Raw genomic sequence first — 20,506 nt, 5'->3', positions numbered from 1 at the left:
GTCTTGTGTGTGGCCTCTCGGTGTTATCGAGATGGCTTAGATTTATTTTGCCTGCAGGTGTTGTTTCGCTGCCGACAATGCGAAGTTGTATCCTTGTGCCCCGAGTCCACATATCACCCCAACCGCTTTATCGGATAAATAGGAGTGATGACGAAATGGTTCTCTGGCGTGTACGTTGGATAGGTGTATTTCAATAAACGGAATATTGACCCCGAGTAGTGCATCTCTTAGAGCAACACTGGTGTGGGTGAATGCGGCTGGGTTGATGATAATGAAATCGATCTCTCCCATGGCATTATGGATAGCGTCGATGAGTTCGTATTCACGATTGGACTGAACGTGTGTCAGTTCTATTCCTGCTTGATCGGCTTGTTGCTGCAGATCATGGATAATATCGTTTAATGTCGCATAACCATAAACTTCTGGCTCTCGTTTGCCGAGTAGGTTTAAGTTTGGACCGTTTAGGAGTAGAACACGTGATTTTGTAGTCATCTTGTCGCTATCTTCCGTTAATGTGAGTTATTCACTGTTGCCTTTAATTATTTTACGAATCCTGAATAATTTCCAGTCAGAATTATGTCAAAAGACAAATTAGCGCATGATTATAGCTAATTCAGCGAAATTAACAGCAAATTACTGGTCTAATCACATATAAGTGATTGAAAGTTAGTCTAGTCACGTCATTATTTAATTATGCAGAATGCCGATTAAGTAATCATAGGTTAACTAATTAATTTTATTATGGTTAATTTGTAACCGTCTTTAAACAAAAAAGCCGTCACGATGTGACGGCTATTTACTTTGCTATCGGTGGTTAAACCAGTTCACTTTTTTCGGAAATCAATTTTTCTACCACGCTTGGGTCGGCCAGTGTTGAGGTATCCCCAAGATTGCTGGTATCTCCGGTGGCAATTTTGCGCAAAATACGGCGCATGATCTTACCGGAACGGGTTTTGGGTAGCGAATCTGTCCAGTGCAAGGTATCTGGAACGGCAATAGGGCCAATTTCTTTTCTTACCCATTCTTTCACTTCTTTGTGCAGTTCCGCACTTGGGTATTCATCGGCATTGAGAGTGATGTAAGCGTAAATGGCTTGGCCTTTAATATCGTGCGGGACTCCCACAATAGCGGCTTCAGCAATTTTATGGTGCGCGACTAATGCGGATTCTAATTCGGCGGTTCCCATGCGGTGACCGGATACATTCAGTACATCATCCACGCGTCCTGTTATCCAGTAGTAACCGTCTTCATCTCGTCGTGCGCCATCTCCGGTAAAGTACATGCCTTGGAAGGTAGAGAAATAGGTTTGTTCAAAACGGTCATGATCGCCATACACGGTACGCATTTGTCCCGGCCATGAGTCCAGAATCACCAAGTTGCCTGACGCTTCACCTTCAATTAGATTCCCCATGTTATCCACCAGCGCAGGTTGTACGCCAAAGAATGGACGAGTGGCAGAACCCGGTTTTAGGTCGGTTGCCCCAGGAAGTGGCGAGATGAGGATTCCGCCGGTTTCGGTTTGCCACCAAGTATCCACAATTGGAGATTTGGCATCGCCAATGGTGTTGTAATACCACTCCCACGCTTCCGGGTTAATCGGTTCACCCACTGAGCCCATAATACGCAAACTGTCGCGGCTGGTGCCTTGAATGGCTTCATCGCCTTTTGCCATTAGTGCGCGAATAGCGGTCGGCGCTGTATAGAGCAACGTGACTTGGTGTTTATCAACCACTTCACTCATGCGGCTAGTGTTGGGATAATTAGGAACACCTTCAAATAAGATGGTAGTCGCGCCATTGGCAAGAGGCCCATACACTAGGTATGAGTGACCGGTTATCCAACCTACATCTGCGGTACACCAGAATATGTCATCCGGTTGGTAATCAAAGATGTATTTAAAGGTCATGGTGGCATACACAAGATAGCCGCCAGTGGTGTGCAGTACCCCTTTCGGTTTGCCCGTTGAACCAGAGGTATAAAGGATAAATAGGGGATCTTCGGCGTTCATTTCTTCAGGAGGACAATCCGCGTCTACATTGGCGATAGCGTCATGCCACCAAACATCCACATCGGCATTCCAAGCCACATCCGCGCCAGTGCGCTGAAAAACAATCACTTTGTTTATGGTAGTGACATTGGGGTTACTCAATGCTTGGTCTACGTTTTTCTTGAGTGGCACCGCGCGTCCACCACGCACGCCTTCGTCGGCGGTAATCACGACTTTTGCATCTGAATCGTCAATGCGTCCTGCCAGTGCTTCAGGTGAGAAACCGCCAAACACCACAGTATGCACCGCGCCAATGCGAGTACATGCCAGCATAGCGACGGCCGCTTCGGGAACCATTGGCATATACAGGCAGACCACATCGCCTTTTTTTACGCCTTCGGCTTTTAGCGCATTGGAAAATAAACACACTTGCTGGTGCAGTTCATTAAAGGTGAGAGTTTTATCGTCGGCGGGGTCATCGCCTTCCCAAATAATCGCTACTTCGTCGCCGCGTGTCGCAAGGTGACGGTCAATACAGTTGGCTGAAACGTTCAAGGTGCCATCTTCAAACCATTTGATACCTACATGCCCAGTGTCAAAAGAGGTTTCTTTGACTTTAGTGAAGGGCTTAATCCAGTCGACAATTTTGCCATGCTCCGCCCAAAATGCTTCTGGGTTACTGACGGACTGCTGATACATGCTCAAGTAGGTATCGTTGTCTGCATGGGTGACCGATTTTATGTTCTGTTTTACTGGATAGATGTGGGTTTCACTCATTGCTGATCTCCTTGTGAATACGGCTATTTCTTTACACGCTGGCTTAACCGCTGTTTCGCTATCTGACGATTGTTGTAATACCAATCGTACTAAATAACTGGTCATTCTAGCTTGTTAAAATGCTCGATAACGGCGTTAGAATTTTTGATTGTAGAATAACTACTTATCGAAAAATTCTGCCTTGTTCTCGAGCATTTTTCCTGCGCTAGCTCTGATCACTTATTTAGTGTGATTGGTATAAGTAATAGATATCACTTTCTATCACCTAGGCTATTTCCACAATTAGACTTTAGGATGAGATGGCCGTTATCACCGTGAAAATTAACCGTTATTTTGTAAGTTGAGAGGCTGATCTTTACTTGATATGAGGCATGTTGAGACTAGGTAGATCACCTTTGGTGAGGCGCACAAAAACCAAGGCGGCGGTGATCGCATCTTGCAGTGCATTGTGATGATCTCGTATAGGCAATTCTAAATGACGGCAAATGGCTTCCAGGCTTAAATCGAAGTAGGCGTTTTGCAGGTGTCGTTCGAGCTTTTGTTGGTAGATGTGGCTGACTTCAATAATGTTGTTGGGCAACGGAAAGCCAAAATGCTTTTTAAACGCGATATCCAGAATGCGTTTATCGTAACGAATGTGATAGCCCACAATAGGGCGCTGGCCGATAAAATCAAGCAACTGCTGTAGCGCTTCTTTTTCGTCTAAGCCATCACCAAGGTCTTGGTGGCGTATTTGATGCACCTTTATTGAACTTTCGTCTAATGACTGCGGGGCTTTGAGTTTGATGTGTAAAGGGGCGCTAGTGATGACTCGATTATCAATGATCTTAGTGGCGGCAATAGTGACAAGCTCCGCTCGGGTGGGCTCTAAGCTGGTGGTCTCACAATCAATGGAGACATATTCGTTATTGTCACTATCGCTGTGTGCAAATAATGACTGAAAAGGGGAGCCTTGCAGTTTCCAATGCCAGTATTGTTTCAGTAAGCAGTTCATAATTAATCCCTTATCTGATAGTGGTAGCTAAGGAATTGCTTAAATTTTTTCACCACATGCAAGCTGTGCCTGAGCAGGTCTCGCTCGGTTCTATCTAAAGCGCTGAGGTCGAGGTTATTTGACGCATCTTGATGTGCCAGTTGTTGAGCTAGACGCAGTTTACAAAAGAGTTTTAGGGCTTCACTGAGGTTATCGGCAGTGTCACTTTCAAGGCAACCGAGTTGGTGCAGAGCTTGGATCCGGTCAAAGGTATTACGCTGACGAATATCATGTTCTAACGCTAGCGTTCGAATGCCATGCACAATAGAAAAAATGCCACCTTGCTTGATATCTAAGCCATCTTTGCGTGCTTTTACTTTGCCAAATAAGGTTAGTGGAACTGAGAATTGCAGTGCCGGTCTGACAAAGTCCGACAGGGTGAGCATTCGCCCTTTTAGGCTAGTATGTAAGGCGTCTAAAACTGGCTCAACAAGCTGTTTATTGCCTGCTACAGGCAGAGCATCGGAGAATATGGCAAGCTGCATCACCGAGTCGGCATTACTCATTGCTATCCATTGCGTTACTTTGTGTTGCCATTGGCTTTGGGTTGCCACCCAAAGCGGGTTATTCACCATGACTTGACCGGGGCACAGTGGGTAGCCAAGTTGTAATAAGGTTTCGGTGAGTTCATTCATTATCGATTGGCACTGCGGCCATTCATAACCATCTTCAATAATCAGAGCATTGTCTTGATCAGTTTTTAGCACCTGTTCACCGCGCCCCTCAGAGCCTAATACCAGTAGACAGCAGTGAGGCTGAATTTCTTTAGGCACAATGAGCTGAAAGGCTTTCTCAATAATCTGCTCATTGAGTACTGAAATAAGCTCCATGATGAATCGAGTGCGTATGCCATTCACCAATAAGCTTTTTACAAAGTCATTTTGGCGTTGCGAAGTTTGCGCCAGCTCTGCGATGCTTTTTGCTCGGGCAATACTCAGGCTTAAAACGTGAGAGTGCGAAGAGAATGAGCTGAGTATTTGGGTTAAATCCAACATGCCAACCGCTTGTTTGTCTTTAACCACCATGACTCGCTTCATTTTGTGACGAGTCATGGTGAGCATAGCGTTAAATATAAAGTCACCTTGCTTGATTTCATAAACAGGGAAGGTAGAGATATCCGCCACCGGCGTGCTCATCGTTAGCTGTTGTAACACTAACGAATGCAACAGATTGGTGCGGGTAACTATGGCATACGGAGAGGCGCTAGGTGCTTGCTGCACGCGGGGATCGTCTGCGGCAAGTTCAACTAATGCGGCATCAATATCATCATTGTTGAGTAGCATCGTCGCCTGTTGGATACTGGTGTCTGGCGTTAAAATTAACGGAGGATGATAGATAGACTCATCCACTTTAGTCAGAATAAATTCGGCAAGGTTTTGCTGTTTTTTTGCTTCGGTAATGAGTTGTTGGCGCTTAGATAAACGGCTATCAAAATAGTCAGCAAAGGATTGGTTCTTGTTGAACAGCTCAAGAAAAACCTCACTGGGTAGTAGGTAACACAATACATCTTCGAGGGCGACGTATTGATGGCGAACTTTTCCCTCAAACAGTGAGCGCACATCAAAGAGATCATCGTGCCCGTAGTGAGCAAACACTTCGCTTTGCTGCCTTTCTTCTACTGCGCCCTTAATTAGCACATATAAGTGGGTGCTGGATTGCCCGCTGTCTATCAAAATATCGCCAGCGCGAAAGTAGGCAATGTCTAACGAAGCCTTCAACTGCTTTATTTGCTGCGAGTTGAGGCGGTCAAAAGGGGGATGTTGGGTATTAAATTTCTCAGGCATGCAGACTTCATCCTTTGGCGACAAACCTTAATAGTGACTAGTGTGCCAAATTTTCCAATAAGCTCCAGACGACTTTGGTCTAATAGGAGATTGGCCGAATAGGGAAAAGGTGAAATAACAGTTATCCCTTTTTATTCCACAAGGTTCACTTCATAATTGCGCCCTAAATCAGTTTATTGTTGGATTATGAATGTTGAAGCCGTCACCTTATGCGTGGATTTCCCAGTATTTCTTGGGGTTCTTTTTTGCCTATGGCGTGTATCTGCCGTTTTGGGCGCTATGGTTTAAAGACCAAGGTATCTCTGCATCTGACATTGGCTTGTTGCTCGGTGTTGCTTTTGCTACGCGTTGTGTTGCCAACCTAGTGATTACGCCTCGTATCCATAAGGTTGAACATTTAATTCCGACCTTGCGTGTATTGAGTCTGGCCTCGCTGGCATTTATCGCCTTTCACTTTTTTACTGGTGGCAGTTTTTGGCTCATGGCGGTGGCGACCATTTTGTTTAACCTGTGTTGCGGGCCGATAGTGCCGCTGTCTGATGCGATGGCGAATCACTATGCACGCTTAAAAATGCTCGACTATGGTCGAACTCGTCTGTGGGGTTCGATTGCCTTTATTGTCGGTTCGACGGTGGTGGGTTTTTTGGTGGCGCACTTTGGCGTAGATTTCATTGTGTATACCGCTTTAGCCGGGATCGCATTTTCTATCCTAGTGTCGATGCGTAATCCTACGCCGATGCCAGTGACACAAGGCAATACTGAATCGAAGCGACCAAAGCTGAGCCAGTTATTGCGTGAGTGGCCAGTGATTAAGTTCATTGCTTTGATTGCGCTGATTCAGGGCAGTCACGCTGCTTACTATGGATTTAGCTCTATTCACTGGAAAGAAGCCGGCTACACTGCTGACATTATTGGTTATCTGTGGAGCTTAGGCGTGATTGCCGAGGTAGCGATTTTTGCCTTTAGCAATCGTTGGTTTGGTAAGTGGTCACTGCGCGCTCTGTTTTTAGTCGCTTCGGCCGGTGTGATCGTGCGTTGGGGCTTAACCGCTTCGACCACTATGTTGTTTGCGCTAGTGTTAATACAACTACTCCACGGCATCACTTTTGCTTTGGCGCATATTGCCGCTATTCGTTATATCCAAAACTCGCCAACAAACAAAATGGTGGCGCTGCAGGCGTTATACAATGCGATTCCGCTTGGGGTGGTAATGGCTGCCATGACCGCCTTGAGTGGTTGGGGTTATGAGCTGTGGGGAGCGAATGTATTTTGGGCGATGTCGGCGATGGGGCTTCTGGCGATGTTCATCAAACTGGATGCACCAGCGAGCAATATTGAAGAAGTGAGCATTGAACCACAAAAACAAGCTAACTAACTGAACTATAAAGCGATCCTTGACTAGTCTTATAGCAATAAATCTACTTGCCGACGTTGTCGGTATTATTCAATGCAGTGGATTTGCTGATGAGATGAACGTTGATACGAGTTAAGGATGACTTATGCAAGGATGGGTGATTGTCCCCGCATCACTGCTTTATTTGGTGTTGCTCTTTTTAATCGCATGGTATGGGGATAAGCGACCACAATGGCTAGCCAATTGGCGTCCGTGGATTTATAGCCTGTCGATTGCGGTTTACTGCACCTCTTGGACCTTTTTTGGTACGGTAGGCCAAGCCGCCAACAACCCTTGGGCATTCCTGCCTGTTTATCTCGCTCCTATCATCGTCTTTGTGTTTTTCTGGCGCGTATTAGCGCGCATGATTTTGGTGGCAAAGCGAGAACACATCAGTTCCATTGCCGATTTTATCGCAGCTCGCTATGGCAAAGCGCAAGGCTTAGCCGTCTTTGTTACCTTGATTTCTGTAGTGGGAATTCTGCCTTATATCGCCTTACAAATGCGCGGTATTATGATGGGCATTGAGTTGGCAGTACCTGAAATACTGGGTGAAGACGGTGCGAATAAATTCTATGTTTCTTGGTTAATGGTGATTGCATTAGCTGCGTTTACTGCCTTGTTTGGTACGCGCCATATTGATAATACTGAGCATCACCGCGGCATGATGATGGCGATTGCGTTTGAGTCTATCGTCAAGTTAGTGGCTTTTTTGTTTGTCGGTTTGTTTGTGGTGCTGGTGGTACTGCAACGCACAGACATTCAACTGTGGGAGGTGGCAAAGCAAACCTACGCCGCCCCCAATATTCCTACCTTATTGATTCACACCTTACTGACCATGATGGCGATTTTTTGTTTGCCTAGACAGTTTCATACCATGGTGGTGGAAAACGAAAGAGCGCACGATTTACACACTGCGCGCCGCGTATTTCCGGCTTACTTAGGTCTGATGGGCTTGTTTGTATTGCCGATTGCGTGGGTTGGATCCAGTTTGTTGCCGGGCAGTTCAGCCGACAGTTATGTGATTAGTCTCCCCCTTGCCATGGGCGCAGATGGGGTAGCGTTACTGGCGTTTATTGGCGGTGTGTCGGCGGCCAGTGGCATGGTGATTGTCTCGACTATTGCGCTGGCGATTATGGTGTCTAATGATTTAGTCATGCCACTGCTATTGCGCAGAATGAAACTGTCACAGCATAACTTCCGCCATTTCTCTGGGCGTCTCTTGGTGATTCGCCGCATCTTGATTGTGCTACTGATTGTTGGGGCGTGGTTCTTTTATCAGGTGCTCGATAGCATTGGTAGTTTGTCGGCGATTGGCTTTCTCTCTTTTGCCGCCGTGACTCAATTTGCTCCGGCATTGCTCGGGGGTATGTATTGGCGACACGGCAATCGCAATGGTGTGTATGTGGGCCTAGTGGTGGGTTTTGTATTGTGGCTAGTAACGCTGATGAGCCAAACCGGTATTTTGGCCGGAGATGCACAAACCAATATCCTGATTTGGATTATTTCCCCGCCAGAGTTATTGGCGAATTTGCAGATCAAAAACTCCGATTGGGGCATGTTGCTCAGCATTAGCGCCAATAGTGCCTGCTATGTGTTGGTTTCGATATTAACTCGTTCAAACATTAGTGAGCGCTTACAATCGGCGGCTTTTGTCGGTTCGCCACTTCCTGAGTCAGATAATACCAGCCTTTACCAAAGCCGAGTCACAGTGGCAGAGCTGGAGTTGGTGGCGTCCAAATTTGTTGGCAGGCAAAGAGTGCGCAGTGCCTTTAACCAGTTTTGGAGTCAGCAAGAACAAGTGCTGATGCCAAATCAATACGCACCTTCAACCTTGATACGACATACCGAGCGAGTATTGGCGGGTGTATTTGGTGCCTCTTCAGCAAAGTTAGTGCTCACTTCTGCTTTGCAGGGTAAGAACATGCAGTTGGAAGAAGTGGCTACCATAGTGGATGAAGCCTCCGAGCTGTACGATTTTAGCCGTAGTTTATTGCAAGGAGCGATTGAACACATAGAACAAGGCATTGCGGTAGTGGATAAGCAGCTTAGGCTGGTGGCTTGGAATCAGCGCTATATTGAGCTGTTTGATTTTCCGGTGGGCTTGATTCAGGTAGGCAGACCGATTGCCGATATTATTCGCCATAACGCCGAACAAGGGCTTTGTGGCCCCGGTGATCCCGAGGTTCATGTGCAGCGCCGAATCGAGCACTTACAGCGCGGCAGTCACCATACCTCTTCTCGTCAAAGAGCCGATGGGCGAGTGATTGAAGTACAAGGCAACCCGATGCCAAGCGGCGGTTTTGCGATGAGCTTTAGCGATATTACTGTGTATCGTCAGGCGGAGCAGGCGTTAAAAGATGCCAATGTGACTCTTGAGGAAAGAGTGCAAGAGCGAACCTATGAGCTAGAGCAATTAAACCGTCAGTTGACGATTGCCACGCAACGCTCTGAGCAAGAGTCACAATCTAAATCTCGCTTTTTGGCGGCGGTGAGTCATGACTTGATGCAACCGTTAAATGCAGCGCGATTGTTTACCTCTTCATTATCAGAAGTAGCCAAAGATGATGAAACTCAGCGCGTGGCTCGGCATATTGAAAGCGCCATGGAAGCGGCGGAAGAGCTGATCAGTGATTTATTGGATATCTCGCGCTTAGAGTCGGGCAAGTTACCCACCAAAGTGCAGGCTTTTGCTTTGCGCGAAATGCTATTAAATCTGGACGCTGAATTTGGCGTGATTGCAGAACAGCAAGGCATCAATTTTAGAACCATTCCTACCCAACAATTTGTTGAATCTGATCCTAAGTTACTGCGTCGAGTACTACAAAACTTCTTAACTAATGCCTTTCGTTATAGTCCGCAAGGTAAAGTGCTATTGGGCGTACGACGAGAAGGTAACTCTCTTTCTATTCAGGTGTGGGACAACGGCGTTGGGGTTGAAGAAGACAAACAGCAACTGATATTTGAAGAGTTTACTCGTACCAATCAAATTCGCTCAGACAAAGGCTTGGGCTTAGGGCTTGCCATATCTAAAGGGATAGCGCAGTTATTAGGGCATCGCATTTCATTGCGCTCTTGGCCGAGCAAAGGAAGTGTCTTTTCGGTGACGGTTCCTCTAGCAGAGAAAACACTGTTATCCACGCCTTCATCCAGCCCTGTTGCGCCGATAGCGACTCCTTTAAGCGGTTTGCGCGTATTATGTGTTGATGATGAAACCTCGATATTGGAAGGCATGGAAAACCTATTACAGCGTTGGGGCTGTGATGTCAGGTTAGCCACTGATTTGCAGTTGAGTTTGCTTAGATTAGAGCATGATTGGCAACCGGATGTGATTTTATCAGATTATCGATTAGAAGATGGCAAGACAGGATTACAAGTGCTGCAACGTTTTCGTCAGCTATTAGGCGGCAGTTTTCATGGGGTGATCATCAGTGCTGATCGCACCCCAGATATTATTGAACAAGTGAAAAACGAAGGCTTTGATTTTCTGGCAAAACCGGTCAAACCATTAAAACTTCGGACCCTTTTGAATAACGCTGAACGTTATTTGTCTTCGGTAAATAACGTTTCATAAACCACGAAGGTAGTGTCGGTTTCGCCAAAGTAATAGGTGTTGTCGGCTTGAGCAACCACGCGCAGCTGTTTAGTGTCGAGATTACTTGCAGGCAATGAGACAGCCCAGTTGCGTTTGTCTGCACTGGTGGCGGTCATGTTTATTGGTTTAGTATCGCCGTTTTCATCCAGTGAGACTTTTATGCCTTGCAGAGGAAATTTCGCTTTTAGAGTGAGATCTAAGGTATTTTCAGTGAGCTTTTCTGAACGAAATTGAATCTTGAATTCACCGTTTTCAAAGTCACATAGACCACTGGTGTAACGGCAATTTGATTTACTGATCAGCTTGTAGCTTTCGCCTTGTTTAGCCGCGTGAGGTTTCTCACTGACGGCCATATCGATGCCAAAATAGGTAATTACAGCCAAGATGGGTGCAACTATTAAAGCAACGATAAAGTGTTTGTTTTTGAACATTTTTGCATCCTAGCGTCAATGTAAAAGAGTTGGTATAAAGTATAGGGATGATATTGCATATCCATCTTCTTACCATACTCGACTTATGCTATTAAAAAAGCCCCCTAAGGGGCTTTTGTGGACTAGATTGGATAGAATCTATTAATGGTCTTGAGCAGAGCCAGCTCCTGCTGGAACTCGTACATGCTCTACAAGGTCTTTTACCTCTTGCGGTGTTTCTGCTGTAACTTTAGACACAGCAAATGCCACGATGAAGTTAAACAGTGCACCAATCGCACCGAATGCATTTGGTTCAATACCTAGGAACCAGTTGCTTCCCCAGCTTTGCAAGTAGGTCCAATCTGCGACAAACAAGATGCCTTTGTGTTGGAATACATAGAACAAAGTAATACTGATACCTGCGATCATCCCTGCAATCGCGCCTTCTTTGTTAATGCCTTTACTAAAGATACCCATCATCAAGGCCGGGAAGATGGAGGAGGCGGCGAGACCAAAGGCTAGGGCCACCGTCCCCGCAGCAAAGCCCGGTGGATTGAGTCCCAGATACCCCGCGACCCCAATTGCCACAGCCATGGCTATCCGACTGGAAAGTAACTCTTTTTTCTCCGATATGTTGGGGTTTATGACCCCTTTGATTAAGTCATGGGATATGGCGGAGGAGATGGCCAGTAGTAACCCCGCTGCGGTAGAAAGTGCCGCTGCCAGTCCACCCGCTGCCACTAAGGCAATCACCCAGTTTGGTAGTTTCGCAATTTCAGGGTTGGCCAATACCATGATGTCTCTATCTACTTTTAACTCATTAGTTTCAGCGCTAGAGGTGTACTGAATTTGTCCATCAGCGTTTTTATCATCAAAGCCAAGTAAGCCGGTTTTTTCCCAGTTTTTAAACCATGCAGGACGTTCGTCATACACCAAGTGTTGCCCAGATGCAGGATTAACCGTGTCCATTAGATTCAAGCGAGCCATTGCCGCAACAGCAGGTGCTGTAGTGTAAAGGATTGCGATAAAGACCAGAGCCCAACCGGCTGAGGTTCGTGCATCACGCACTTTTGGTACAGTGAAGAAACGAATAATTACGTGTGGCAGACCTGCAGTACCAATCATCAGTGACATGGTGTACACGAACATATTGAGCGTATCTCCCCGCACATGGGTCGTGTATTCACTGAAGCCGAGTTCGGTCACCACTTGGTCAAGCCGATCCAGTAGATAGACATCGGTTCCGGTCATGGTGCTCCCTAAGCCAATTTGCGGAAGGGCGTGACCTGTGAGTTGAAGTGAAATAAATACTGCTGGAATAGTGTATGCAAGAATGAGGACGCAGTATTGAGCTATCTGAGTGTAGGTAATGCCTTTCATTCCACCCATAACAGCGTAGATGAATACGATACACATACCTATGCCAAGCCCGGTGGCATAATCCACTTCAAGGAAACGACCAAACGCAACACCAACGCCTTTCATCTGACCGATAACATAAGTGACCGAGGCGATGATAAGACAGGCAACCGCCACCACTCGTGCTGTTTTTGAGTAGAAGCGTTCGCCAACAAACTCAGGAACAGTGAATTTACCAAACTTACGTAGGTAAGGGGCTAATAATAAGGCCAGTAGTACATAACCGCCGGTCCAACCCATTAGGAATACAGAACCGCCGTATCCCATAAAGGCGATAAGCCCTGCCATTGAGATAAATGACGCGGCAGACATCCAGTCGGCAGCGGTTGCCATACCGTTTGCGATAGGGTGTACGCCACCACCCGCGACATAAAATTCCTTGGTCGTGCCTGCGCGCGCCCAAATTGCGATACCTATGTAGAGCAAGAATGTTGCCCCCACTACTAGGTAGGTAATTGTCTTAAGTTCCATCTTTAATTGCTCCCTATTCTTCTACGTTAAATTCGCGGTCGATTCGACGCATTTTCCACGCATAGTAGAAAATAATGCCCAAGAAACAGTAGATGGAACCTTGTTGTGCAAACCAGAATCCTAGTTTGTAACCACCAAGTTGAAATTGATTGAGTTCGTCTACAAATAAAATACCGCAGCCAAATGACACAACAAACCAGATCACCATTAGGCTGACCATGAGTCGAACATTCTTGCTCCAGTAGGCTTTGGCTCGTTCTTCATTTTCAAACGCCATTGCCGTCTCCTTACGTATGTTTGTTAATAAAATGTTTCAAACATACGATAGCAGTGAGGTGTTAATAACTCATTTGAACTTTGGTCTTGAGTGCGAATGATTAAAAAACAATAAAAATCAATGGTTTGTTTTGGTGTGCTAGGAAAGTGTGAACTGGGTTTTGCTGGATATTAGCCAAAGGTCTAATAAGGGGAGAGATTAGGAAACAGATTTATTTCCTAATCAAAGAGATATAAGGCGCTTAGGATTCAATTTCAGATTGTTGTAATAAGATCACCGCTTGCGTGCGGTTAGTGACACCTAGTTTGCGAAAAATAGCCGTCATGTGGGCTTTGATTGTAGCAACGGATACATCCAGTTCGTAGGCAATTTGTTTATTGAGCAGACCGTCGGCAAGCATCGCCAATACTTTATATTGTTGTGGGGTAAGCGAAGCCAGTTTATCGGTAATATCACTATAACGTTCTGCTTGCTTTGCTAATCCTTCCGGGAAAAACTGATCGCCATTTAATACTTGATTTAGGGCACTGATCAGGCTGCGCATATCGCTAGATTTTGGGATGAAACCAAAGGCGCCGTGGCTTTTTACTTGGCTCGCCACTGAAGGCTCTTCACTGGCCGATATGACTACCACTGCGATGTCTGGAAATTCACTGCGCAATTGCATTAAGCCAGACATGCCATTCGCGCCTGGCATTTTTAGGTCTAACAGAATCAGATCCACATCGTCTTGTTTACGCAGTATATCGAGCAGGCTATTGAGAGAGTCCGCTTCCAGAAGGTTTGCGCCACTAATAGCCATGTGTACCGACTGAAATAATGCATTTCGGAAGAGGGGGTGATCGTCAGCAATAACAATCGTGTAAGTGGCATCCATATCACTTGTACTCATGTATAAAATGGGAGTCTTAGTGATTATTGATAGTTTTATATTGTTCAACAAGAATCGGTCATTAAAACTCTGGCTTACCTCTATATTTATTTTCTGTAGAAGTAACAACGCCCACTAAATTAGTTAGTGGGCGTCTCTTTTTGAGTGGGTAGTCCGTTTATAGACTAAAGCGTTTATAGATTAAAACGTTGCAGATGACTTAGGAAAGGTTCGGCCTTAACAAAACCGGTCAATCTAGCCGCTGGTAGGTGCTGACCTTGCGCATCCCAAAACTCGATAGTTGGCAAACCTAGCACGCGCATATGTTTTAATAGCTCGATGTCTTGCGGCTGATTTTTGGTGACATCGGCTTGCAGTAGTACAAATCCGCTGAGCTTTTGTTCCACATTTGCTTCGTGGAAAGTGTATTTTTCAAATTCTTTACAGGCCACACACCAATCTGCGTAGAAGTCGAATAATACAGGCTTACCCGCCAGTTTCGCCTTGGCTAATTCTTGTTGCAGGTCTTGAACTGTGGTGACGCGAATAAACTCAATTTGCGCTTTCGGCGCTTCAACTGGGCTCTCAAGCCCTAGCAGTTTGTTCCATACCGGTTGTGCTGAGCCAACTAAGCCAAGTACCGCAATAATGCCGATAAGGCTTTGCTTCCAACTGCCAAACGGTAGATGATTTTTAGAATGATACAGCCAAGCAAAGAAGCTAATACCTAAAATAGACCAAAGTGCTGTGATCCATTGTTCAGCTAAGATTCGCTCTAAGAAAAACAGTGGCGCGGCCAATAGCACAAAGCCAAATAGCACTTTAACTTTATCCATCCATAGACCAGCTTTTGGCAAGAAGCGATTGCCAAATACCGCCAGACCAATCAGAGGTATGCCCATACCTAATGCCAGCGCATACAAGGTGATGGCTCCGGTGAACAAATCGCCCGTTTGTGCCACATACAATAGCGCACCAGAAAGCGGGGCGGTGGTGCAAGGTGAGCACACTAAGCCGGATATTACGCCCATTGCAAATGCACCCAACCAACGTCCACCCGTTTGTTTATTGCTGATTTCGTTGAGCTTGGTTTGCAGGCTACTTGGTAGTTGCAGGTTGTATAAGCCGAACATAGATAACGACAGCAATACAAACAGCACACTAATGGTGACAAGCACCGCTGGGTGTTGCAATGCCGCTTGAAACTGCATGCCAGCGGAGGCGACGACCAGCCCGAGTAAGGTATAAGTTAGAGCCATCCCTTGTACGTAAACAAAAGACAACGACAGTGCTCTGGCAGGAGACAGTTTCCCGTTGCCTAATACGATACTGGTTAAAATTGGATACATAGGCAGTACGCACGGCGTAAAGGCCAAGCCAATGCCGAGCACTAAGAAGATAAGCGGCGTCCAGATTGAGTCGCCAAGCATTGCTGCCATATCACTTTCGCTTTTAGGCTGAGCATTTTGAGAGACGCTCTGTGATGTGGCTGTTGTATTTGTCGCTAGCTTAGAAGAGTCGAGTGTTGCGAGGTTATCGATAGTTTGCAGATCGATGACTTTAGTTTCTGGCGGGTAGCAAAAACCGGCTTTGGCACAGCCTTGATATTGCACTATGAGTTGTGAGTGTTCGCCTTGCCCAGTAATAGGCACAGTGATGGTGACAGGTTCTGTGTAGATATTGACTAAGCCAAAAAATTCATCTTGGTAAGGTGTGCCGTCTCGCAGTGATAGCTCACCTAAAGTGGCATTTTCTGCGCTGACATTAAATCGAGATTGATACAGGTAGTAACCATCAGTGACTTGCCAAGTTAACTTAACTTGATTGCCTTGCTGAATAAAATCGAATGGAAAGGCTTGATCAACTCGCACAAAGCTAGGTTGCCCAAAACTGGCTTGATCGAAGTTGTTAGCTGGCGCAGGACTTGATGGCGAGTTTGATTCGCTATTGAAAGCGGCCAAGGTTGTCTGCGAGAAACAAAGTAACAAGAGTGAGATAAAAACAGCGCGCATAGTATTTGTATCAATTAGGTTCAGATAACTAGTAGACCCGATAGTAGCGGATTAAGTTTCGTTCGCCTACTGACTATCATGCGCTTGTTATTTTTCTGCGTTGTTTGGCAGGCTTTTACAATTTGCTGAGTAGGATAAAAGAAAAAGGGGCACTTAAATGTGCCCCTAAATAATCCCGCTAGAGAGGTTAGATAAGCAAGCTACCAAACATAAAGCCTAACGCAACTGAGGTTGAGATTGTCGCAACGCCTGGGATAAAGAATGGGTGGTTGAAGACGTACTTACCAATGCGTGTTGAGCCAGTATCATCCATTTCTACTGCAGCTAACAGTGTTGGGTAAGTCGGCAATACAAATAGCGCACTTACTGCAGCAAAAGAGGCCACTGCGGTGAGTGGTGCGACACCAATAGCCAATGCCGCTGGCATTAACGCCACTGTGGTGGCACCTTGTGAATACAACAACATAGACGCAAAGAACAATATTAGCGCTAGCATCCATGGGTGATCAGATAGGAGAGCACTAGAGAACTCTTTGATGTCATTTACGTGCGCATTAACAAAGGTCGAGCCAAGCCACGCAACACCCAATACACAAACACAAGCTGTCATACCTGAGCGGAAGGTGGCGGCCGCAGGAATCATTGCTGCATCAATTTTAGTGGTCAGTACGATGACGGCTGCAGCGCCTAGCATTACTGCCATAATGGCTTCGTTACGCCCGATGGCTGGATTTTCAATTAAGCCGACCGAGCCAGAAATTGCCGCCGCGTATGACACAACCAGCACGATAGCACCTAAGAAAATATAGGTGGCACGTTTTGCTGTTGGCAGGATCTCACGCTTATGCTCAGCGGTATTGAGCTTAATCAGCCCTTGTTCAAGACGCTCTTGATACACAGGGTCGTCTTTAAGCGGGCAACCAATAAAGTTTGCGACAAATGCACCTACCATACAGGCAATAAAAGTAGTAGGTATGCAAATGGCGAGCAAGGTTAGGTAGTGAACGCCTTGAGGTTCTAGCATGGTAGAGAAAGCCACCACAGCCGCTGAAATAGGTGAAGCTGTGATAGCAATTTGAGAGGCGACAACGGCAATTGAAAGTGGTCTTGAAGGGCGTATGCCTTGGCCTTTTGCTACTTCAGCAATAACAGGGAGTGTGGAGAATGCGGTATGTCCAGTACCTGCCATAACGGTCATTAGGAAGGTAACGATAGGAGCATAAAACGTAATGCGCTCTGGGTTTTTGCGTAAAAAGTTTTCTGCAATTTGTACTAACCAGTCCATACCACCGGCAACCTGCATAGCTGCAATGGCGGTAATCACCGACATGATAATTAAAATAACGTCGATAGGGATATAGCTTTGGCTGGTGGGAACACCTAGCCCGATGGACAGAGCAATGACACCTAAGCCACCAGCAAGGCCGATTCCTATTCCTCCAATTCTGGCACCTAGGTATATGAATACCAAGACGACCAGAAGTTCTACTATTAACATTGTTGTTTTCCTTTGAGTGAGTTGATTGTAAGAAAGAAAAGCCCAAAGTCGAAACTTTGAGCTCTAGAAATATGTATTTGAATTGTTGTAAGTATAGAAGTGAGTGTCATCTAGACAAGCATAGGCTCACTTCTATTCACGTTGAGTGATTGTTCGGTGCTAATCGAAGCGTTTTGCTCGATACTGTGGCGTCATTAGGTTCTCTACAGAGAAAATATCTTCCAGTTCAGCTTCGGTAAGCAGTCCTCGTTCCAGTACAACTTCACGGACGTTCTTGCCTGTTTCAGCACAGATTTTGCCGACAATATCCCCTTCATGGTGCCCAATGTATGGGTTTAGATAGGTCACAATACCGATTGAATTAAATACGTGGCTTTCACACACTTCTTTGTTCACGGTAATGCCGTCAATACACTTATCGCGTAGGTTCACGCAAGCATTGCTAAGAATATCTAAAGACTCAAACATACTTTGTGCGATAACAGGTTCCATCACGTTAAGTTGTAGCTGACCGCCTTCTGCTGCAAAAGAGATGGTGTTGTCGTTACCTAATACTTTAAAGCAAACTTGGTTAACCACTTCTGGTACAACTGGATTTACTTTGGCTGGCATAATTGAAGAACCGGCTTGCAGCTCAGGTAAGTTGATTTCGTTTAGACCTGCGCGAGGGCCAGATGACAGTAAGCGTAAGTCATTACAGATTTTCGATAGTTTTACTGCTAGGCGTTTAAGTGCGCCGTGCATCATTACGTAAGCACCACAGTCGGATGTGGCTTCAATTAAATCTTCTGCTGGTACACAGTCTAGGCCAGTAACATCAGCCAATGCTTGTACAGCAAGCTCTTGATAGCCTTCAGCCGCGTTTAAGCCGGTGCCGATAGCGGTTGCGCCTAAGTTTACTTCTAACAATAATTTTGCGGTATATTGCAGGTTACGAATTTCTTCTGAAAGCGTCACAGACCAAGCTCTAAATTCTTGCCCTACTGTCATAGGCACAGCGTCTTGTAGCTGGGTGCGGCCCATTTTTAGAATGCTATTGAACTCGGTGCTTTTAGCGTCAAATGCCCCTTTAAGGTACTCAATAGAGGTAATAAGCTTGATAACACTGTTGTACACCGCAATACGGAAGCCCGTAGGGTATGAACAGTTGGTGGATTGACTTTTATTGACGTCATCATTTGGGTTGATGATGTCGTATTGACCTTTTTCTTTACCCATCAATTCCAATGCTAGGTTGGCAATTACTTCATTGGCATTCATATTTACCGAAGTGCCCGCACCGCCTTGGAATACATCGGAAGGGAATTGATCCATACAGCGCCCTGTATCAAGAATCACATCACAGGCTTTAATGATGTATTCCGCCACTTCAGGTTTAAGTACGCTAAGTTTATGGTTGGCGATAGCTGCCGCTTTTTTCGTCATGACCATACCACGAACAAACTCGGGTACATCAGAGATGGTCATACTAGAAATATTAAAGTTTTCAATCGCACGTAAAGTATGGATGCCATAATAAGCCTCGGCAGGAACATGACGTTGGCCAAGGAGATCTTCTTCTATACGAGTTGCTGACTGAGTAGGAGTTGTCGTCATAGCATGGACCTTTATTTTTCTTAGTGATATTGAATGTTTGATAGCGCGATTAGGGTGCGCTAAACAATAAGTGATGAGTCCATTCGGCAGTTTATTTTGGTGTAAAAATCAGACTAGATTTTGTGAAGCTCAATAATACTAAACTGTGCCTAAAAAACTCATGAATGGATCACCTTTGGCACCTAAAAATAGACAAGTTTATTAGAGATTGTGACTGAAATGCTCTAGGAGTGAGGTGACTCACATATGAGATGTGCTCAGCGTTATATAACAATTGAGCTTACCCCCTTTTTGAGCTTAAACTGAGCACCTAATTTTGAGGAGGATACGTGTTTCCTATTTTATTGTTGTTATTTATATTGGTGCCAATAGTGGAAATTGGCCTATTTATTCAAGTAGGTGGATTTCTTGGTGTTTGGACGACAATATTCCTTGTCATCTTTACTGCTTTGATTGGTGCTTCTTTGGTGCGGAGTCAAGGTATTGCGACTTTGCTTTCGGTGCAATCGCGTTTACAACAAGGTGAACTACCTGCTCAGCAAATCGTTGAAGGTGTGATGTTAGCGGTCGCAGGTGTGCTTTTACTGACGCCTGGATTTATGACCGATACCTTAGGGATGATCGTTCTATTACCTAAACCAAGAGCCATTATTGCTAAGCAATTAATGAAAAGAGTGCAAGTCAATGGCATGCATTCTGGTTTTCATACTAACGCCGGACAGGGCAATCCATTTCAAAACCAAGATAAAGGTGACGGAAATGTGTTTGAGGGCGAGTTTGAGAAAAAAGACGACCAAGATAAAGATCGTCTAAATTAATGCTTTTTAAGGAGGCGCTGTTTATTCAGCGCCGCCAAAGTCCATTTGACGCCATGCTTCAAAAGCAATAATGGCAACCGCATTGGATAAGTTGAGTGAACGGCTATCTGCCATCATAGGAATGCGAATGCGCTGTTCCATCGGCATAGACTCAATTAACTCAGCAGGAAGTCCGCGAGTTTCTGGTCCAAATAACAGTACATCACCTGCTTGATACTGAGGGTCGATATGATGACCTGTGGTTTTAGTCGTACAGGCAAAAATTCGGTAATCCCCATCTCTTTCATTTAAAAAATCGATAAAAGCTTGATAGTTCTTGTGGCGAGTAACGCGTGCAAGATCGTGGTAATCAAGGCCAGCACGTCTTACTTTCTTCTCTTCTAAATCAAAACCTAAAGGTTCAATTAGGTGCAAGTTGGCACCACAATTGGCACTCAGTCGAATGATGTTACCTGTGTTAGGCGCAATTTCTGGTTCGTATAAAGCGATATCAAACATAAGTGGTCACGTAGTTAAAATATATTGGGGCAGTATATACCCAAACCGGCTTTGGGTGCACCGCCTC

General features: G+C 45.5%; 15 protein-coding genes. 3 read left to right on the top strand and 12 right to left on the bottom strand.

Features of this window, described 5'->3' with window-relative positions; all coding sequences use genetic code 11:
- Window positions 1-42: 42 nt before the first annotated feature.
- The 4 genes from aroQ to QV280_RS11865 form a co-directional block, all read right to left on the bottom strand.
- Window positions 43-492, bottom strand: coding sequence for a type II 3-dehydroquinate dehydratase (gene aroQ, locus QV280_RS11880; protein WP_152822315.1), 450 nt, complete (start codon window positions 490-492; stop codon window positions 43-45).
- A gap of 322 nt (window positions 493-814) precedes the next feature.
- Entirely contained in the window at window positions 815-2,764 is a 1,950-nt protein-coding gene (gene acs, locus QV280_RS11875; RefSeq protein WP_023405475.1) for an acetate--CoA ligase, read from the bottom strand.
- A 355-nt stretch (window positions 2,765-3,119) separates the two neighbouring features.
- Window positions 3,120-3,758, bottom strand: a complete 639-nt coding sequence (locus QV280_RS11870) for a 3'-5' exonuclease (RefSeq protein WP_023404453.1) — start codon at window positions 3,756-3,758, stop codon at window positions 3,120-3,122.
- Between the two features lie 2 nt (window positions 3,759-3,760).
- Window positions 3,761-5,581, bottom strand: a complete 1,821-nt coding sequence (locus QV280_RS11865; protein ID WP_152822317.1) for a DUF294 nucleotidyltransferase-like domain-containing protein — start codon at window positions 5,579-5,581, stop codon at window positions 3,761-3,763.
- 190 nt (window positions 5,582-5,771) lie between these two features.
- Between QV280_RS11865 and QV280_RS11860 the strand changes: the two genes are divergently transcribed.
- Window positions 5,772-6,956, top strand: a complete 1,185-nt coding sequence (locus QV280_RS11860) for a 3-phenylpropionate MFS transporter (protein WP_023404456.1) — start codon at window positions 5,772-5,774, stop codon at window positions 6,954-6,956.
- Between the two features lie 124 nt (window positions 6,957-7,080).
- Entirely contained in the window at window positions 7,081-10,548 is a 3,468-nt protein-coding gene (locus QV280_RS11855) for a PAS domain-containing hybrid sensor histidine kinase/response regulator (RefSeq protein WP_152822319.1), read from the top strand.
- On the opposite strand, the gene QV280_RS11850 is transcribed toward QV280_RS11855, so the two are convergent.
- From QV280_RS11850 to aspA, 7 genes are all read right to left on the bottom strand, one after another.
- Window positions 10,518-11,000, bottom strand: coding sequence for a hypothetical protein (locus tag QV280_RS11850; RefSeq protein WP_152822321.1), 483 nt, complete (start codon window positions 10,998-11,000; stop codon window positions 10,518-10,520). The two genes, QV280_RS11855 and QV280_RS11850, sit on opposite strands and share 31 nt — an antisense overlap.
- A 141-nt stretch (window positions 11,001-11,141) precedes the next feature.
- Window positions 11,142-12,869: a sodium:solute symporter family protein gene (locus QV280_RS11845; protein WP_023404459.1), complete on the bottom strand. Its 1,728-nt coding sequence runs from the start codon at window positions 12,867-12,869 to the stop codon at window positions 11,142-11,144.
- A 13-nt stretch (window positions 12,870-12,882) separates the two neighbouring features.
- Window positions 12,883-13,146 carry a DUF4212 domain-containing protein gene (locus QV280_RS11840; RefSeq protein WP_023404460.1) on the bottom strand — a complete coding sequence of 88 codons (264 nt, stop codon included), beginning with the start codon at window positions 13,144-13,146 and terminating at the stop codon, window positions 12,883-12,885.
- A 241-nt stretch (window positions 13,147-13,387) separates the two neighbouring features.
- Window positions 13,388-14,023, bottom strand: a complete 636-nt coding sequence (locus tag QV280_RS11835; protein ID WP_152822448.1) for a response regulator transcription factor — start codon at window positions 14,021-14,023, stop codon at window positions 13,388-13,390.
- 188 nt (window positions 14,024-14,211) lie between these two features.
- Window positions 14,212-16,029, bottom strand: coding sequence for a protein-disulfide reductase DsbD (locus QV280_RS11830; RefSeq protein ID WP_152822324.1), 1,818 nt, complete (start codon window positions 16,027-16,029; stop codon window positions 14,212-14,214).
- A gap of 187 nt (window positions 16,030-16,216) precedes the next feature.
- Window positions 16,217-17,527 carry an anaerobic C4-dicarboxylate transporter gene (locus QV280_RS11825; protein ID WP_023404463.1) on the bottom strand — a complete coding sequence of 437 codons (1,311 nt, stop codon included), beginning with the start codon at window positions 17,525-17,527 and terminating at the stop codon, window positions 16,217-16,219.
- 159 nt (window positions 17,528-17,686) lie between these two features.
- A complete protein-coding gene (gene aspA, locus QV280_RS11820) occupies window positions 17,687-19,123 on the bottom strand; it encodes an aspartate ammonia-lyase (RefSeq protein WP_152822327.1) in 1,437 nt (478 codons plus the stop codon).
- A 329-nt stretch (window positions 19,124-19,452) separates the two neighbouring features.
- On the opposite strand from aspA, the gene QV280_RS11815 reads away from it, so the two are divergent.
- Window positions 19,453-19,941 (top strand): FxsA family protein, encoded by a 489-nt coding sequence (locus QV280_RS11815; protein ID WP_023404465.1) that lies wholly within the window; start codon window positions 19,453-19,455, stop codon window positions 19,939-19,941.
- A gap of 21 nt (window positions 19,942-19,962) precedes the next feature.
- Here QV280_RS11815 and QV280_RS11810 read toward each other — a convergent pair whose 3' ends face one another.
- Window positions 19,963-20,439: a tRNA (cytidine(34)-2'-O)-methyltransferase gene (locus QV280_RS11810; protein ID WP_152822330.1), complete on the bottom strand. Its 477-nt coding sequence runs from the start codon at window positions 20,437-20,439 to the stop codon at window positions 19,963-19,965.
- Between the last annotated feature and the right edge of the window lie 67 nt (window positions 20,440-20,506).

The sequence above is a fragment of the Vibrio sp. B1Z05 genome, from assembly GCF_052955985.1.
The sequence above is the reverse complement of the archived record's forward strand: the minus strand, read 5'-3'. Positions and strand labels throughout refer to the sequence as shown.

Bases quoted from the DNA above. Each gene is read 5' to 3' on its own strand.
- aroQ (WP_152822315.1), bottom strand. From the start codon at position 492: ATGACTACAAAATCACGTGTTCTACTCCTAAACGGTCCAAACTTAAAC.
- acs (WP_023405475.1), bottom strand. From the start codon at position 2,764: ATGAGTGAAACCCACATCTATCCAGTAAAACAGAACATAAAATCGGTC.
- QV280_RS11870 (WP_023404453.1), bottom strand. From the start codon at position 3,758: ATGAACTGCTTACTGAAACAATACTGGCATTGGAAACTGCAAGGCTCC.
- QV280_RS11865 (WP_152822317.1), bottom strand. From the start codon at position 5,581: ATGCCTGAGAAATTTAATACCCAACATCCCCCTTTTGACCGCCTCAAC.
- QV280_RS11860 (WP_023404456.1), top strand. From the start codon at position 5,772: ATGTTGAAGCCGTCACCTTATGCGTGGATTTCCCAGTATTTCTTGGGG.
- QV280_RS11855 (WP_152822319.1), top strand. From the start codon at position 7,081: ATGCAAGGATGGGTGATTGTCCCCGCATCACTGCTTTATTTGGTGTTG.
- QV280_RS11850 (WP_152822321.1), bottom strand. From the start codon at position 11,000: ATGTTCAAAAACAAACACTTTATCGTTGCTTTAATAGTTGCACCCATC.
- QV280_RS11845 (WP_023404459.1), bottom strand. From the start codon at position 12,869: ATGGAACTTAAGACAATTACCTACCTAGTAGTGGGGGCAACATTCTTG.
- QV280_RS11840 (WP_023404460.1), bottom strand. From the start codon at position 13,146: ATGGCGTTTGAAAATGAAGAACGAGCCAAAGCCTACTGGAGCAAGAAT.
- QV280_RS11835 (WP_152822448.1), bottom strand. From the start codon at position 14,023: ATGGATGCCACTTACACGATTGTTATTGCTGACGATCACCCCCTCTTC.
- QV280_RS11830 (WP_152822324.1), bottom strand. From the start codon at position 16,029: ATGCGCGCTGTTTTTATCTCACTCTTGTTACTTTGTTTCTCGCAGACA.
- QV280_RS11825 (WP_023404463.1), bottom strand. From the start codon at position 17,527: ATGTTAATAGTAGAACTTCTGGTCGTCTTGGTATTCATATACCTAGGT.
- aspA (WP_152822327.1), bottom strand. From the start codon at position 19,123: ATGACGACAACTCCTACTCAGTCAGCAACTCGTATAGAAGAAGATCTC.
- QV280_RS11810 (WP_152822330.1), bottom strand. From the start codon at position 20,439: ATGTTTGATATCGCTTTATACGAACCAGAAATTGCGCCTAACACAGGT.